This is a genomic window from Streptomyces mutabilis (assembly GCF_046628145.1).
Lineage (GTDB): Bacteria > Actinomycetota > Actinomycetes > Streptomycetales > Streptomycetaceae > Streptomyces > Streptomyces mutabilis.
Map to the genome: position 1 here is coordinate 6,264,558 of NZ_CP176874.1, position 15,868 is coordinate 6,280,425.

Sequence of the window (15,868 nt, forward strand, 5' to 3'; positions counted from 1 at the left end):
GGCTAACGGACGGCCAGGAGTTGGCCCATGGCCGCCAGTACCGACGGTTCGACGCGGTAGTAGACCCAGGTGCCGCGCCGCTCGGAGGTGAGCAGGCCGGCCTCCTTGAGCTTCTTGAGGTGGTGGGAGACGGTCGGCTGGGAGACGCCGACGTCGGAGATGTCGCACACGCACGCCTCGCCGCCCTCGTGCGAGGCGACCGCCGAGAAGAGGCGCAGCCGCACCGGGTCCCCGAGCGCCTTGAACATGCGCGCCGTCCGCTCGGCCTCCTCGGCGGTGAAGGGCCGCTCGCTCAGCGGCGGGCAGCACGGCACCACGGCGTCGGGGGCCTCGGGTTCCAGAAGCGGCAGGGCCTTGACGTTCGACATGCGTCTATGTTGACACATGTCGAACCAAGACGCCCAGGGTCATGCTTCGATGAACGTCTATCTTGACGTTCATCGAAGCAGGTGTCATGCTGGCGCTGCAAGCCATTGACGAATATCGAAGTAAGGGTCCGGGGGTGCACAGTGTGCGACACCGTCTGCCGGGCCCGGGCTCAGCGCCGCAGTGCTCAGCTCGCGTGGCTCCGCACGCCCCCCTCCGTCGAGCCGTCCACCGCTCCGTCTCCGCCGTCCGAGCAACGAATCGAAGGAAGCACCGTCATGGAGAAGCAGGAATTGCCCGTCGTGGTCGTCGGCGCCGGCCCGGTCGGCCTGGCCGCCGCCGCACACCTCGTGGAGCGCGGTATCGAGCCGCTGGTGCTGGAGGCCGGCCCGTCGGCCGCGACGGCAGTGCGGGACTGGGCGCACGTCCGCCTGTTCTCGCCGTGGGCCGAGGTCACCGACCCCGCCGCCGAGAAGCTGCTGGCCCCGACCGGCTGGACGCGCCCCGACGGCACGACGTACCCGACCGGCGGCGACTGGGCCGAGCGGTACCTCCAGCCGCTCGCCGACGTACTCGGCGACAAGGTCCGCTACGGGGCCACCGTCACCGGCGTGGCCCGCGCCGGGCGGGACCGGATCGTCGACTCCGGCCGCGCGGAGCAGCCCTTCACCGTGCACATCGAGACCTCGGACGGCGGCGAGGAGCGGATCACCGCCCGCGCCGTCATCGACGCCTCCGGCACCTGGTCCGCCCCCGGCCCGATGGGCGCGAACGGCCTGCCCGCCCTGGGGGAGAGGACGGCGGCCGACCGCGTCTCCTACCGCGTCCCGGACCTCAAGGACCCGGCGGTCCGGGCCCGGTACGCCGGCCGGCGCACGGCCGTCGTCGGCTCCGGCGCCTCCGCCTTCACCGCGCTCGCCCAGCTGGCCGACCTGGCGGAGGCAGAGCCGGGCACGCACGCGGTGTGGATCCTGCGCCGGGGCATCGGCGAGGCCACGTACGGCGGTGGCGAGGCCGACCAGCTCCCGGCCCGAGGCGCACTGGGTCTGCGGGCCAAGGCCGCCGTCGAGGACGGACACGCGAGCGCCGTCACCGGGTTCCGCACCGAGGCGGTCGAGCGGGACGGCGACCGGCTGGTCCTGGTCGCCGAGGACGGCCGCCGCCTGGACCCGGTCGACGAGGTCGTCGTCCTGACCGGCTTCCGCCCCGACCTGTCCTTCCTCTCCGAACTCCGCCTCGGCCTCGACGAACGCCTCCAGGCACCGACCGCGCTGGCCCCGCTGATCGACCCGAACGTCCACTCCTGCGGCACGGTCTACCCGCACGGCGTGAAGGAGCTGTCCCACCCGGAGCAGGACGTCTACCTGGTCGGCATGAAGTCCTACGGCCGCGCCCCCACCTTCCTCGCCATGACCGGGTACGAACAGGTCCGCTCCATCACCGCCGCCCTGGCCGGCGACCAGGAGGCGGCCGAGCGCGTCGAGCTGACCCTGCCGGAGACCGGCGTCTGCGGAGGCGCCGGCCTGTTCGACGAGCCCGACACCGCGCGGGGCGACGAGGGCGGCGGCTGCTGCGCGGCCCCGGCGACCCTTCAGATCGGCACCGGCGCCCCGGCCGCCTCCGGCGGCTAGGCCGGCAGCACGGACTGGGGCCACGGCCCCGGCCAGAAGCCCCGGGAGGTCTACGTGGTCAAGGCCGACGCGAAGACACCGACCATCGCGGACGGATGCCGCTGAACCGCCGCTGGCCGGCCCCACACCGGCGAGGCTGTGACCGGCGCGGGGTACCGGTCACGGCCTCGCCCCGCCCTGCCCGCCCACGCGTTCCCCGCAGCGCACTGAGGGCGCGACGGATTGCAAGGTCAAGCGATCACGTAGCCTGGGGAAATGCTGACCGAGGTCACCGCCACCCGCTACGTCGAACCCCTGCGCACCGGCGGCTCCGTCCCCGGTGTCGTCGAGGCCGACGACCTCGGCACCTACGTCCTGAAGTTCACCGGCTCCGCGCAGGGCCGCAAGGCGCTGGTCGCCGAAGTGATCGTCGGGGAGCTGGCCCGGGAGCTGGGGCTGCGGGTGCCGGAGCTGGTCCTCGCCCACTTCGACCCGGCCGTCGCCGCCGACGAACCGCACCAGGAGGTGCGGGACCTGCTCGACGCCAGCGCGGGGCTCAACCTCGGCATGGACTACCTGTCGGGCGGCGCGGACTTCACGCCCGAGGTCGCGGAGGTGTTCCCGGTGGACCCGGAGGAGGCCGGACGCGTCGTCTGGCTGGACGCCCTCACCGTGAACGTCGACCGCACGGTGCACAGCTCCAACCTCATGGTCTGGCCGACCTCCGGCGTCGCGCTCCCGCGCCTGTGGCTCATCGACCACGGGGCGGCCCTCGTCTTCCACCACCGCTGGGGCGCCTCGCCACCGGACAAGGCGTACGACTTCCGCCACCACGCCCTGGGCCACTTCGCCCCGGACGTCCGCGCCGCCGACGCCGAGCTGGCGCCCAAGGTGACCGAGGAGCTGCTGCGTGACGTGGTGGCGCGGGTGCCGGAGCCCTGGCTGACCCGCGAGGCCGGCTTCGACACCCCGGGCGAGGTCCGGGACGCCTACGTCGGCTACCTGTACGCGCGCGTCCGGGCCTCCCGCAACTGGCTGCCCACGGACTTCCCGACCCGTGCCGAACTCGCCGCCGAGAACGCCGCCCGCGCGGAACGCACCCGGCGCGGCCGCCCCGACTGGCTCAAGCGCGTCCCCGACCTGCACGGCAAGCCGCCCGCCGAGCAGGACTGGTCCGTGCACCTGGGCTGAACGCAGGCCCGCGCCCCCGGTGCTGTGCGGTACCGGGGGCGCGGGCCTGCGTCGATCGGAGCCGGAGGTCAGCCCTTCAGCTGCTCGTACGCCGGCAGCGTCAGGAAGTCGGCGTAGTCCTCGTCGAGCGACACGGTGAGCAGCAGGTCGTGGGCCTGCTGCCAGTTGCCGGCCGCGAATGCCTCGTCGCCGATCTCGGCGCGGATGTTCGCCAGCTCCTCGGCGGCGACCTTGCGGGCCAGTTCGGCGGTGACCCGCTCGCCGTTGTCGAGGACGACACCGGCGTTGATCCACTGCCAGATCTGGGAGCGGGAGATCTCGGCGGTGGCCGCGTCCTCCATCAGGTTGAAGATGGCGACGGCGCCGAGGCCGCGCAGCCAGGCCTCGATGTAGCGGATGCCGACCTGGACGGCGTTGACCAGGCCCGCGTACGTCGGCTTGGCGTCCAGGGAGTCGATGGCGATGAGGTCGGCCGCCTTGACGTCGACGTCCTCGCGCAGCCGGTCCTTCTGGTTGGGCTTGTCGCCGAGGACCTTGTCGAAGGACTCCATGGCGATCGGGACCAGGTCCGGGTGGGCGACCCAGGAGCCGTCGAAGCCGTCACCGGCCTCGCGGTCCTTGTCGGCGCGGACCTTCTCGAAGGCCACCTTGTTGACCTCGGCGTCCCGGCGGGACGGGATGAAGGCCGCCATGCCGCCGATCGCGTGCGCGCCGCGCTTGTGGCAGGTCCGGACGAGGAGTTCGGTGTACGCCCGCATGAACGGGGCGGTCATCGTCACCGCGTTGCGGTCCGGGAGGACGAACTTCTCGCCGCCGTCACGGAAGTTCTTGACGATGGAGAAGAGGTAGTCCCAGCGGCCCGCGTTCAGGCCGGAGGCGTGGTCGCGCAGTTCGTAGAGGATCTCCTCCATCTCGTACGCGGCCGTGATCGTCTCGATCAGGACGGTGGCGCGGACGGTGCCCTGCGGGATGCCGACGTAGTCCTGCGCGAAGACGAACACCTCGTTCCAGAGGCGGGCCTCCAGGTGCGACTCCGTCTTGGGGAGGTAGAAGTACGGGCCCTTGCCGAGGTCCAGCAGGCGCTGGGCGTTGTGGAAGAAGTACAGGCCGAAGTCGACCAGGGCGCCGGGGACCGGGCGGCCGTCGACCTGGAGGTGGCGCTCGTCGAGGTGCCAGCCGCGCGGGCGCATGACGACCGTCGCCAGCTCCTCGTTCGGGCGCAGGGCGTACGACTTGCCGGTGCGCTCGTCCGTGAAGTCGATGGTGCGGGTGTAGGCGGCCATCAGGTTGAGCTGGCCGAGGACGACGTTCTCCCAGGTGGGCGCCGAGGCGTCCTCGAAGTCCGCGAGCCAGACCTTCGCGCCCGAGTTGAGGGCGTTGATGGTCATCTTGCGGTCGGTCGGGCCGGTGATCTCGACCCGGCGGTCCTGGAGCGCGTCCGGGGCCGGGGCCACCTTCCAGGAGTCGTCCGCGCGGATCGCGGCGGTCTCCGGGAGGAAGTCGAGCGTGGAGGTGCGGGCGATCTCGGCGCGGCGCTCCGCACGGCGGGCGAGGAGCTCGTCACGCCGGGGCGTGAACCGCCGGTGCAGCTCGGCCACGAAGGCGAGCGCCGCATCGGTGAGGACCTCCTCCTGCCGGGGCAGGGGCTCGGCGTCGACGATGGCCAGCGTGGACGGCGCTGGTGCGGACATGAGCTGTCACTTCCTTCAGCGGTGGCACCGGGTGCCAACGGGCACGTATGGGGCAATGCGCACCCACTGTGCGGTCGGGTGCTTCTGGTCAGTGGATAGTAGTTTCCTCATCGTGGAACTTCAATGGTTTGTTGACGTCGAGATTCTCTGAGTCGAGGGACAGTGGCGCCCAGTGCCACACCCCTCACTCAAGGTGGCGCAGGTCCGCCTCGGTGTCGATGTCGTACGGCCGCGCCACGTCCCCGCACTCCACCAAGGTGATCTCCGCCTCGTGTTCCCTCAGATAGGCGCGTGCCCCCCGGTCCCCGGTGGCAGTCGCCGTGACGCCCGGCCAGTGGTCGGCGCCCAGGAGGACGGGGTGCCCGCGAACGCCGGCGTACGCCGCCGACGCGAGCGACGCCCCGCCCCGGTACCCGGCCCGCACCCGCGCCATGGCCTCCGCGCCGATCCCGGGCTGGTCCACCAGCGAGACCAGCGCCGCCCGTGCTCCGGTGCCGGTCAGTGAAGCGAGCCCGGCGCGCAGTGACGACCCCATGCCCCGCTCCCAGTCGGGGTTCTCCACGACCACGCACCCGTCGAGCGCCGCCCGCTCGCGTACGGCGCCCGCGCGCGCTCCCAGGACGACGTGCACGCGGGCGCAACCGGCCGCGCGCAAAGCGGCGATCGCGTGTTCGACGAGTGGATGTCCGCGGTGTTCGAGCAGGGCCTTGGGCCGTCCGCCGAGCCGTCGCCCGCCCCCGGCGGCGAGCAGCAGCCCCGCCACCTGCTCTTCGGTCTTGGTCATGCGTCCTGCATACCTGACCGCCCGCCGAACGCTCCGGTGTGCGCGGGGTTTTCGGAGGCTGAATTTCGGTCCGCGCGGTGGCGCGTCCGGTGCGGGGTGGCGTTTACTGGCCCGCGTCCCCGGCGCCCGACCAGTGCCAGGGGGCGCTCGGCACGTTCACCACTTAGGGGCGCACAACGGGGTGCGAGGGGGAGGGCTGTGTTGCAGAGCTTGGGGCAGGGGCAGGTGACCGTCGGCGACGAGGACGTGAGGGTGGTCGCGCTGCGCACCGCGGTGGCGCGGCTGCGCCGACAACTCGCCTTGCTGCCCGCCGACTTCCCGGACCGGGCCATAGCCGAGGACGAACTCGCCGACCTCGCCGCGATGTCGGCGCACGGTGTCCCGGAGATGCCTCGGCTGCACCGCTCCCTGCTGCTGATAGCGGGCGCGATCGGTTCCGTCAGCGCCCTGTCGCGGGGGCTGACGGAGGTCCGTCACGCCGTGGAGCTCTTCGGCGACCCGCCGCGCCGCTGAGCGGCGCGGGGTCCGCGCCGTGGGGTCGCCGTTCCGCGCCGTGGGGCTGCCGATCTACGTCGCGGGGTTGCCGTTCTACGCCCCGGGGTTGCCGTTCGAGTTCAGCAGGGACTCGGACAGCTCCGCCGCCACCTGCTGGAGCAGCGGCACCATGCGGTCGGTCGCGGCCTCGGTGACCCGGCCGGCCGGGCCGGAGATCGAGATCGCCGCCGCGGTGGGGGAGTTCGGCACGGAGACGGCCAGGCAGCGCACGCCGATCTCCTGCTCGTTGTCGTCGATCGCGTAGCCCTGGCGCCGCACCTCCTCCAGCGCCGCGATGAAGCCGTCCGGCGTGGTGATCGTCTTCTCGGTCGCGGCCGGCATCCCGGTCCGGCCGAGCAGGGCCCGCACCTCTTCCGCCGGGAAGTCCGCGAGCAGCGCCTTGCCGACGCCGGTGGAGTGCGGCAGGACGCGCCGGCCGACCTCGGTGAACATGCGCATCGAGTGCTTGGACGGCACCTGGGCGACGTACACGATCTCGTCGCCGTCGAGCAGTGCCATGTTCGCCGTCTCGCCGGTCTCCTCGACCAGACGGGCCAGGTGCGGGCGGGCCCAGGTGCCCAGCAGCCGGGAGGCGGACTCGCCGAGCCGGATCAGGCGCGGACCGAGCGCGTAGCGGCGGTTGGGCTGCTGGCGGACGTAACCGCAGGCCACGAGGGTGCGCATCAGGCGGTGGATGGTCGGCAGCGGCAGTCCGCTGCTCGCGGAGAGCTCGCTGAGGCCGACCTCGCCGCCCGCGTCCGCCATCCGTTCGAGCAGGTCGAAGGCGCGTTCCAGGGACTGGACGCCACCTGTGGCGGACCTGGCGGAGTCGGTGGTGCTGGCGCTGGACGTCGGCACGGCACGTTCCTTTCGGGGCTGGCGGGAGGAAAGAAGCGTACCCGGCGGCCGGTTGACTACCGGCTTGTACGTAGCTACGTTCTGCTTGCTGGAATTCTAATTCCGCTTTGTGGAAACGTCCAGGGCTGAGCCGTGGGCATGCCCGCACAAAGGGTGCCTCTTGACGGCATGGAAGCGGGAATGAAGACTCCTTCGACAGGAGACTTCAACAGAACGTTGAAAAGCACGGCGGCAGAAAGAGGGGTTTCGGGTGTCCGGAGCTGAACTGGTGCTGCGCTCGACGCGCGTCATCACCCCCGAGGGGACACGCGCCGCGTCGATCGCGGTGACCGGGGAGAAGATCACGGCGGTCCTGCCGTACGACGCCCCCGTCCCGGCCGGCGCCCGGCTGGAGGACGTCGGGGACCACGTCGTGCTGCCCGGCCTGGTCGACACCCACGTGCACGTGAACGACCCCGGCCGCACCGAGTGGGAGGGCTTCTGGACCGCCACCCGCGCCGCGGCGGCCGGCGGCATCACGACCCTCGTGGACATGCCGCTGAACTCCATCCCGCCGACCACCACGGTCGACAACCTGCGCACCAAGCGCGAGGTCGCCGCCGACAAGGCGCACATCGACGTCGGCTTCTGGGGCGGCGCGCTGCCCGACAACGTCAAGGACCTGCGCCCGCTGCACGAGGCAGGCGTCTTCGGCTTCAAGGCCTTCCTGTCGCCGTCGGGCGTGGACGAGTTCCCGCACCTCGACCACGAGCAGCTGGCCCGGTCGCTGGCGGAGATCGCCGCCTTCGACGGCCTGCTGATCGTGCACGCCGAGGACCCGCACCACCTGGCCGCGGCCCCGCAGCAGGGCGGCCCGAAGTACGCGCACTTCCTCGCCAGCCGCCCGCGCGACGCCGAGGACACCGCGATCGCGGCCCTGCTCGCGCAGGCCAAGCGGTTCAACGCCCGCGTGCACGTCCTGCACCTCTCCTCCAGCGACGCCCTGCCGCTGATAGCCGAGGCCCGCGCCGACGGTGTGCGGGTCACGGTCGAGACCTGCCCGCACTACCTCACCCTCACCGCCGAGGAAGTGCCGGACGGCGCGAGCGAGTTCAAGTGCTGCCCGCCCATCCGCGAGGCCGCCAACCAGGACCTGCTGTGGCAGGCGCTGGTGGACGGCACCATCGACTGCGTGGTCACCGACCACTCGCCGTCCACCGCCGACCTCAAGACCGACGACTTCGCCACCGCCTGGGGCGGCATCGCCGGCCTCCAGCTCAGCCTGCCGGCGATGTGGACCAAGGCCCGCGAGCGGGGCCTCGGCCTGGAGGACATCGTGCGCTGGATGTCCGCGAACACGGCCCGCCAGGTCGGCCTCGACGGGCGCAAGGGTGCCATCGCGGCCGGTCGCGACGCCGACTTCGCCGTCCTCGCCCCCGACGAGACCTTCACCGTCGACCCGGCCGCCCTCCAGCACCGCAACCGCGTCACCGCGTACGCGGGCAAGACCCTGTACGGCGTCGTGAAGTCCACCTGGCTGCGCGGGACGCGCATCGTGGCGGACGGCGCGTTCACCGACCCGAAGGGACAGCTCCTCACCCGGACCCCGTGACACACGTCCGGACCTGCCCCGACCCACACATCGAACGAACCCGAGAGGAACACCTGATCACCGTGACGGCCCAGCAGAACACCTCGTTGGCCAGCTTCACCGGAGACGCGAACCCCTACGGAGGCGGCGACCCGTACGCGGACTACCGCACCGCCGACCTCCCCTTCACCCAGTACGCCAATCTTGCCGACCGGCAGCTCGGCGCGGGTGTCGTCGCCGCCAACGACGAGTTCTTCGCCCAGCGCGAGAACCTGCTGGTGCCCGAGCGCGCCGAGTTCGACCCCGAGCACTTCGGGCACAAGGGCAAGGTCATGGACGGCTGGGAGACCCGCCGTCGCCGCGGCGTCTCGGCCGAGCACCCCTGGCCCACCGAGGACGACCACGACTGGGCGCTGATCCGCCTCGGCGCCCCCGGCGTGATCCGCGGCATCGTCGTCGACACCGCCCACTTCCGCGGCAACTACCCGCAGGCGGTCTCCGTCGAGGGCACCTCGGTCGCCGGTTCCCCGTCCCCCGAGGAACTGCTCGCGGACGACGTGAAGTGGACGACCCTCGTCCCGCGCACGGCGGTCGGCGGCCACGCGGCCAACGGCTTCGCCGTCTCCGCCGAGCAGCGCTTCACCCACCTGCGCCTCAAGCAGCACCCCGACGGCGGCATCGCCCGCCTGCGCGTGTACGGCGAGGTCGTGCCCGACCCGGCGTGGCTCGCCGCCCTCGGCACCTTCGACGTGGTCGCCCTGGAGAACGGCGGCCAGGTCGAGGACGCCTCCAACCTCTTCTACTCGCCCGCCACCAACACCATCCAGCCGGGCCGCTCCCGCAAGATGGACGACGGCTGGGAGACCCGCCGCCGCCGCGACCAGGGCAACGACTGGATCAGCTACCGCCTGGTGGACCGCGTCCAGATCCGCGCGATCGAGATCGACACGGCCTACCTGAAGGGCAACTCGGCCGGCTGGGCCTCGGTGTCCGTGAAGGACGGCGAGTCCGGCGAGTGGCGCGAGGTCCTGCCGCGCACCCGGATGCAGCCCGACACCAACCACCGCTTCGTCCTGCCCGAGGCGGCCGTCGGCACCCACGCGCGCGTGGACATCTACCCCGACGGCGGCATCTCCCGCCTGCGCCTGTTCGGCTCGCTGACCGAGGACGGCGCGGCCCACCTCGCCGCCCGTCACCAGGAACTGGGCGGCTGACCTCGTCACCGACCCGTGGGGCGCGCCCGGCCTGGACAGCACCGGCGCGCCCCACGCGCATCCGCACACCGTCGGCGGTGGACCGGGTGACCGGTCCTCGCCGTCGGCGTCAGGCGGCGTGCCCGCCGTCCACCGCGAACTCGGCCCCGGTGACGTACTCCGCCGACGCCAGGTGGGCGACGGTCGCCGCGACCTCCTCGGCCCTGCCGAAACGGCCCAGCGCGGTCAGCGCCGCCTGCCCGTCGGCGTACGGGCCGTCGGCCGGGTTCATGTCGGTGTCGATCGGCCCGGGGTGGACGATGTTCGCGGTGATGCCACGCCCGCCCAGCTCCCGGGCCAGCGCCTTGGTGAGCCCCACCAGCGCCGCCTTGCTCATCGCGTACAGCGTGCCGCCGGGACCCGGCACCCGCAGGGCCATGCAGCTGCCTACGGTGATGATCCGTCCGCCCTCCGTCATTCGGGCCGCCGCCGCCCGCGCGGTGAGGAAGACGCCGCGTACGTTGACGGCGAGCACCCGGTCCAGATCGGCGACCGAGATGCCCTCGACGGGGCCGAGCAGCCCGACGCCCGCGTTGTTGACCAGCACGTCGAGCCCGCCGAGGGCGTCGGCGGCGCGCTCCACCGCCCCGGCCGCCTCCTCCGCGTCGGCGGAGTCCGCGCGCAGGGCCACCGCGCGGCGCCCCAGCGCCTCGACGGCCCGTACGACGTCCTCGGCCGCGTCCTTGCGGTTCACATAGGTCAGGGCCACGTCGGCGCCGTCGCGCGCCAGCCGGAGCGCGGTCGCCGCGCCGATGCCGCGACTTCCTCCGGTCACCAGGGCCGCACGGCCGGTCAGGGGTGCCGGGAGGCGAACGAGCGAGTCCGTGTTCGTGTTCGTGTTCATGGGTCCATCCCAGCGGCCCGGCCCGGCCCGCGCTGGCGGCGAACGGACACGGACCTGCCCTGGTGGTGAACGCGCCGAAAACACATATGACGTCCTGGGAAACTCCACGGAATTGTCATTGACATGCCACTGTCTACGCGCGTCATCATGAGGTCATGCGATTCCCCCCACGCGTCGCTCGGTTCGGCGCAGCAGCCGCAGTCCTGTCCGCCCTCCTCGTGGGCGGCTCCGTCTCCGCGACCCCGGCCGGCGCGGCCCCCGCCGCGGTCGGCCACATCTGCTACGGCGACCTGCCGTCCCAGGCCCACGACACGCTCGACCTGATCGAGCAGGGCGGTCCCTATCCGTTCGAGCAGGACGGCACCGTCTTCCAGAACCGGGAGGGCATCCTCCCCAGCCGGTCCACCGGCTACTACCACGAGTACACGGTGATCACGCCGGGCTCCGACACCCGGGGCGCCCGCCGCATCGTCACCGGTGAGGACTATCAGGAGGACTACTACACGGCCGACCACTACGCGTCGTTCGACCTCGTCGACCACGGCTGCTGACGGCGGCGGCCACCGGTCCGGGGACCGGACTCACCCGGACCTGCGGCCCTCGGCGGCGGCGAACAGCGCGCCGCCGAGGGCGAGCAGCGCGACGCTCGCGTAGATCTCGTGGCCCTCGAGGAAACCGATCCGCCGCACCAGACCGATGTCCCAGTCGGTGAACTCGTGCACCAGGCCCATCGCGCCCTGAAGGACGGCGATCAGGCCCAGGAACTCCAGCAGTTGCTTCATGTCCCCGACCCTCGCCCCGCGGTCCCCCCACACGCATCGGCCGCGGGGCGAGCCATGCCCGACCGAAGGCGCCGTTGTCCCTGCCCCGGCGCGACCTAAGTCGCCGGGTCTGCGACTTAGGTCGGTGATCCCGTTCTCCCGGCACTGCCGGCCCCCACCGCTGCGTAGATTTGTCGACTGTGAACAGTGACGAGCGGGCCACGACGTCTCCCGCGTCCGCCAAGGGGCGCTGGGTGCTGCCGGCGGCGCTGGTCGAGGACCTGTACCCCGAACCGCGGGGACCCGGCCGGCGGACCCGGCGCACCGCGCGCGACTGGTTCGTCGACTTCGCCTGCTTCCTGCTGGCCGTCACCATCGGGCTGCTCGCCGCCGACGTGCTGGACCAGGAGCCGAACCTCTCCCCGGCCATGGCCGGCGCCGACCAGGTGATCGGCGCCCTGGCCTGCGCCGCCGTCTGGCTCCGGCGGCGGTGGCCGGTCGGGCTGGCCGTGGCCATGGTGCCCGTCTCGCTGGTCTCGGCCACCGCGGGCGGCGCCGTCCTCGCTGCCATGTTCACGCTCGCCGTGCACCGGCCCTTCCGGTACGTCGCCTGGATCGGCGGCGCGAGCCTCGCCGTGGCGCCCCTGTTCTACTGGATGCGTCCGGAACCGGGCCTGCCCTTCCTGGCATCCCTCCTCATCGCCCTGCTGCTCGCCGTGACGGTCATCGGCTGGGGGCTGCTCGTCCGTTCCAAGCGCCAGCTCCTGCTCAGCCTGCGCGACCGCGCACGGCACGCCGAGGCGGAGGCGCGGCTGCGGGCCGAACAGGCGCAGCGGCTCGCCCGCGAGGCCATCGCCCGCGAGATGCACGACGTGCTCGCGCACCGGCTGACGCTGCTCAGCGTGCACGCCGGCGCCCTGGAGTTCCGGCCCGACGCGTCCCGTGAGGAGGTGGCGCGGGCGGCCGGCGTCATCCGGGAGAGCGCGCACGAGGCCCTCCAGGACCTGCGGGAGATCATCGGTGTGCTCCGCGCGGGGGACTCCGACGACGCGGGCCGTCCCCAGCCGACGCTCGCCGCGCTCGACGCGCTGGTCGCCGAGTCCCGCGAGGCCGGCATGAAGGTCGTCCTCGCGGGCCGGGTCGCCGACCCCGCCGCCGTCCCCGCCTCCGTCGGACGCACCGCCTACCGCATCGCCCAGGAGGCCCTGACCAACGCGCGCAAGCACGCCCCCGGCACCGCGGTCACCGTCTCCGCGTCCGGAGCCCCGGGGCACGGACTCGTCCTGACCGTGCGCAACGCCCCGCCCGAGGGCGAGGTGCCCCACGTGCCCGGCTCCGGGCAGGGCCTGATCGGGCTGACCGAGCGCGCCACGCTCGCCGGCGGCACCCTGGACCACGGCCCCACACCGGAGGGCGGCTTCGAGGTACGGGCACGGCTGCCGTGGGGATGAGAGGGGCACCGGCGACCGGACGGCCGCCGTCACGGGAACAGAGCCGGCCGCCGGCGACCGCGACCCGGCCACCGGCATCGTGATTACGTGAGGGCCATGACTGCGATCAGACTGCTCCTCGTGGACGACGACCCGCTGGTGCGGGCCGGGTTGGCCTTCATGCTGGGCGGGGCCGACGACGTGGAGATCGTCGGCGAGGCCGCCGACGGGGACGAGGTCGCGGAGCTGGTCGACCGCACCCGTCCGGACGTCGTCCTCATGGACATCCGCATGCCGGGAGTGGACGGCCTGACGGCGACCGAGCGGTTGCGGGGTCGCCCGGACGCCCCGCAGGTCGTCGTCCTCACCACCTTCCACGCCGACGAGCAGGTGCTGCGGGCCCTGCGTGCCGGCGCCGCCGGCTTCGTCCTGAAGGACACCCCGCCCGCGGAGATCCTCGACGCGGTGCGCAAGGTCGCGGCCGGCGACCCGGTCCTGTCGCCCGCCGTGACCCGTCGGCTGATGGAGCACGCGGCGGGCGGCGCCGCCGACACCAGGCGCACGCGCGCGCGTGCGCGCATCGACACCCTCAACGACCGCGAACGTGAGGTCGCCGTCGCGGTCGGCCGGGGCCTGGCCAACGCCGCCATCGCCGCGGAACTCTTCATGAGCGTGGCCACCGTCAAGACCCACGTCTCCCGCATCCTCGCCAAACTCGACCTCGGCAACCGGGTCCAGATCGCGCTGCTCACGTACGACGCGGGACTCCTGGACGAATACGGGGAGAACGGGCGCTGACCGACGGGCGGGCGCGACGGTCAGCGCCTGTCGGTCACCGGCGGGCGCGCGTCGGGGAAGTACGGGCACGCGGCGTGCCGGACACGGTCCGCGGGGAGCGAGCGAGGGGCGGCCGTGACGGAGGTGATCGACCCGGGGAGTCCGGCGACGACTTCCGCAGGTCGCTGGTGGGCGGGCGCCGCCCACGGGCTGCCCGGTGTCGGGTCCGCGACGCCGCTCACCCGGCCACGGAGGACGCGGCCGCCGCCTCGACCTCCGCCGGCCGCACCGGTCTGCGCTCCCGCCGGGAGACGTCGCAGGCCTCCGCGATCAGCAGCGCCCGCAGCGCCTCGCGCCCGTCGCACGGGTTGGCCCGCTCGCCGCGCACCACCTCCACGAAGGCCGCCAGCTCCGCCTCGTAGGCGGGTCCGAACCGCTCCACGAATCCCGTCCACGGCTTGTCCGCGGCCGGCGGCCCGGTCGGCTCCGTCGAGGCGATCGGCGTACGGTCGTCCAGCCCGACGACGATCTGGTCCAGCTCACCGGCCAGCTCCATGCGCACGTCGTACCCCGCGCCGTTCAGCCGCGTCGCGGTCACCGTGGCGAGCGTGCCGTCGTCCAGGGTCAGCAGCGCCGCACCGGTGTCCACGTCGTCCGCGGCCCGGAACATCGGCGGCCCGGCGTCGGACCCGCCGGCGTACACGTCGACCACCTCCCGCCCGGTCACCCAGCGCAGCACGTCGAAGTCGTGGATGAGCGTGTCCCGGTAGAGCCCGCCGGACTGCGGCAGGTACTCGGCCGGCGGCGGCGCCTGGTCGCTGGTCACCGCCCGGACGGTGTGCAGCCGGCCGAGCCGCCCCGACCGCACCGCCTCGCGCGCGCCCGTGTAGCCGGCGTCGAAGCGCCGCTGGAAGCCCATCTGGAGGACCGTCCCGGCGGCCTCCACCTCGGCGATCGCCTGCAGCGTGCCCGGCACGTCCAGCGCGATGGGCTTCTCGCAGAACACCGGCAGTCCCGAACGTGCCGCACGGCCGATCAGCTCGGCGTGGGCCGGCGTCGCCGTGGTGATCACGACGGCGTCCACGCCCCACCGGAAGATCTCGTCCACCCCGGGCGCCGCCGTCTCGCCGAGCCGGTGGGCCAGATCCTGCGCCCGCGCCAGGTCGGCGTCGGTGAGGATCAGGGAGCCGACGTCCCGGTGGCGGCTGAGCGTGTTGGCGTGAACGGTGCCGATGCGGCCCGTACCGATGACCCCGATGCGCATGGAATCAAAGTGGGCTCACAGCCCGGGCTCTGTCAATGCGTATGTCCGGACAATCGGACTACACGACTTCCCGTCAACAGCGCACGGAGCTACGCTCGGGCCCGTGCCCAAACCAGAAGTGGACCCGACCGTGTCGCTGGACCTCAGCGTGGATCGCAGCAGCCCGGTGCCGCTGTACTTCCAGCTGTCGCAGCAGCTGGAGGCGGCGATCGAGCACGGCGAGCTGACCCCGGGCAGCCTGCTGGGCAACGAGATCGAGCTCGCCGCGCGGCTCGGCCTGTCCCGCCCCACGGTCCGCCAGGCCATCCAGTCGCTGGTCGACAAGGGTCTGCTGGTGCGCCGCCGGGGCGTCGGCACCCAGGTCGTGCACAGCAAGGTCAAACGCCCGCTGGAGCTGAGCAGCCTCTACGACGACCTTGAGGCGGCAGGGCAGCGCCCGGCCACGAAGGTCCTGGTCAACACCGTGGTCCCCGCGACCGCCGAGGTCGCCGCCGCGCTCGGCGTCGCCGAGGGGAGTGACGTGCACCGGGTGGAGCGGCTGAGGCTGGCGCACGGGGAGCCGATGGCGTACCTGTGCAACCACCTGCCGCCCGGCCTCGTGGACCTGGACACCGGGCAGCTGGAGGCCACCGGCCTGTACCGGCTGATGCGGGCCGCCGGCATCACCCTGCACAGCGCCCGCCAGTCCATCGGCGCCCGCGCCGCGACCGCCGGGGAGGCGGAGCGGCTCGGCGAGGACGAGGGCGCGCCCCTGCTCACCATGGAGCGCACGACGTTCGACGACACGGGACGCGCGGTCGAGTTCGGCACCCACACCTACCGGCCGTCCCGCTACTCCTTCGAGTTCCAGCTGCTCGTACGGTCCTGACACGGCGGGCGTGCGGTCCCGGCCTGCCGCTCGCGCGCCCGTGACCTGCCGCTCGGTCCCGAGCTGA

General features: G+C 72.9%; 16 protein-coding genes. 9 read left to right on the top strand and 7 right to left on the bottom strand.

All coding sequences use genetic code 11. The features are described 5' to 3' along the window. Positions 1-2: 2 nt before the first annotated feature. Positions 3-368 (bottom strand): ArsR/SmtB family transcription factor, encoded by a 366-nt coding sequence (locus ACLIN4_RS28230; protein WP_100049532.1) that lies wholly within the window; start codon positions 366-368, stop codon positions 3-5. A gap of 276 nt (positions 369-644) precedes the next feature. Here ACLIN4_RS28230 and ACLIN4_RS28235 point away from each other — a divergent pair, with 276 nt between their 5' ends. Then, the gene (locus tag ACLIN4_RS28235; RefSeq protein WP_290014461.1) at positions 645-1,997 is read left to right on the top strand and encodes an NAD(P)-binding domain-containing protein; all 1,353 of its coding nucleotides are present in this window, start codon (positions 645-647) and stop codon (positions 1,995-1,997) included. Positions 1,998-2,252: 255 nt separating this feature from the next. Beyond that, positions 2,253-3,167, top strand: a complete 915-nt coding sequence (locus ACLIN4_RS28240; protein WP_107478094.1) for a HipA family kinase — start codon at positions 2,253-2,255, stop codon at positions 3,165-3,167. Between the two features lie 68 nt (positions 3,168-3,235). On the opposite strand, the gene aceB is transcribed toward ACLIN4_RS28240, so the two are convergent. Further along, positions 3,236-4,858 carry a malate synthase A gene (gene aceB, locus ACLIN4_RS28245; protein WP_046251017.1) on the bottom strand — a complete coding sequence of 541 codons (1,623 nt, stop codon included), beginning with the start codon at positions 4,856-4,858 and terminating at the stop codon, positions 3,236-3,238. A gap of 184 nt (positions 4,859-5,042) precedes the next feature. Beyond that, complete coding sequence (locus ACLIN4_RS28250) at positions 5,043-5,642, bottom strand: nucleotidyltransferase family protein (protein ID WP_411576363.1); 600 nt, start codon at positions 5,640-5,642, stop codon at positions 5,043-5,045. 198 nt (positions 5,643-5,840) lie between these two features. Here ACLIN4_RS28250 and ACLIN4_RS28255 point away from each other — a divergent pair, with 198 nt between their 5' ends. Further along, a complete protein-coding gene (locus tag ACLIN4_RS28255) occupies positions 5,841-6,155 on the top strand; it encodes a DUF5955 family protein (RefSeq protein WP_107478097.1) in 315 nt (104 codons plus the stop codon). Positions 6,156-6,230: 75 nt separating this feature from the next. Here ACLIN4_RS28255 and allR read toward each other — a convergent pair whose 3' ends face one another. Further along, on the bottom strand, positions 6,231-7,034 hold the full coding sequence (gene allR / locus ACLIN4_RS28260; protein WP_100049535.1) for an allantoin degradation transcriptional regulator AllR: 804 nt from the start codon (positions 7,032-7,034) through the stop codon (positions 6,231-6,233). A gap of 250 nt (positions 7,035-7,284) precedes the next feature. Between allR and allB the strand changes: the two genes are divergently transcribed. Beyond that, positions 7,285-8,625, top strand: a complete 1,341-nt coding sequence (gene allB, locus ACLIN4_RS28265; RefSeq protein WP_411576364.1) for an allantoinase AllB — start codon at positions 7,285-7,287, stop codon at positions 8,623-8,625. Positions 8,626-8,687: 62 nt separating this feature from the next. After that, positions 8,688-9,818 (top strand): allantoicase, encoded by a 1,131-nt coding sequence (alc, locus tag ACLIN4_RS28270; protein WP_107478110.1) that lies wholly within the window; start codon positions 8,688-8,690, stop codon positions 9,816-9,818. A 109-nt stretch (positions 9,819-9,927) separates the two neighbouring features. Here alc and ACLIN4_RS28275 read toward each other — a convergent pair whose 3' ends face one another. After that, positions 9,928-10,701, bottom strand: a complete 774-nt coding sequence (locus ACLIN4_RS28275) for an SDR family oxidoreductase (protein WP_289912897.1) — start codon at positions 10,699-10,701, stop codon at positions 9,928-9,930. A 155-nt stretch (positions 10,702-10,856) separates the two neighbouring features. Here ACLIN4_RS28275 and ACLIN4_RS28280 point away from each other — a divergent pair, with 155 nt between their 5' ends. Further along, positions 10,857-11,252: a ribonuclease domain-containing protein gene (locus tag ACLIN4_RS28280; RefSeq protein ID WP_100044440.1), complete on the top strand. Its 396-nt coding sequence runs from the start codon at positions 10,857-10,859 to the stop codon at positions 11,250-11,252. Positions 11,253-11,282: 30 nt separating this feature from the next. On the opposite strand, the gene ACLIN4_RS28285 is transcribed toward ACLIN4_RS28280, so the two are convergent. After that, on the bottom strand, positions 11,283-11,483 hold the full coding sequence (locus tag ACLIN4_RS28285) for a hypothetical protein (RefSeq protein ID WP_107478099.1): 201 nt from the start codon (positions 11,481-11,483) through the stop codon (positions 11,283-11,285). Positions 11,484-11,653: 170 nt separating this feature from the next. Here ACLIN4_RS28285 and ACLIN4_RS28290 point away from each other — a divergent pair, with 170 nt between their 5' ends. Together ACLIN4_RS28290 and ACLIN4_RS28295 are read left to right on the top strand one after the other, a co-directional pair. Continuing rightward, positions 11,654-12,913, top strand: a complete 1,260-nt coding sequence (locus tag ACLIN4_RS28290; protein ID WP_411576365.1) for a sensor histidine kinase — start codon at positions 11,654-11,656, stop codon at positions 12,911-12,913. Between the two features lie 96 nt (positions 12,914-13,009). Continuing rightward, the gene (locus ACLIN4_RS28295; protein ID WP_290014462.1) at positions 13,010-13,690 is read left to right on the top strand and encodes a response regulator transcription factor; all 681 of its coding nucleotides are present in this window, start codon (positions 13,010-13,012) and stop codon (positions 13,688-13,690) included. A gap of 217 nt (positions 13,691-13,907) precedes the next feature. On the opposite strand, the gene ACLIN4_RS28300 is transcribed toward ACLIN4_RS28295, so the two are convergent. Further along, on the bottom strand, positions 13,908-14,933 hold the full coding sequence (locus ACLIN4_RS28300; protein WP_100044436.1) for a Gfo/Idh/MocA family protein: 1,026 nt from the start codon (positions 14,931-14,933) through the stop codon (positions 13,908-13,910). A gap of 130 nt (positions 14,934-15,063) precedes the next feature. Between ACLIN4_RS28300 and ACLIN4_RS28305 the strand changes: the two genes are divergently transcribed. Then, the gene (locus tag ACLIN4_RS28305; RefSeq protein ID WP_100044450.1) at positions 15,064-15,801 is read left to right on the top strand and encodes a myo-inositol degradation transcriptional regulator; all 738 of its coding nucleotides are present in this window, start codon (positions 15,064-15,066) and stop codon (positions 15,799-15,801) included. Positions 15,802-15,868 lie beyond the last annotated feature (67 nt).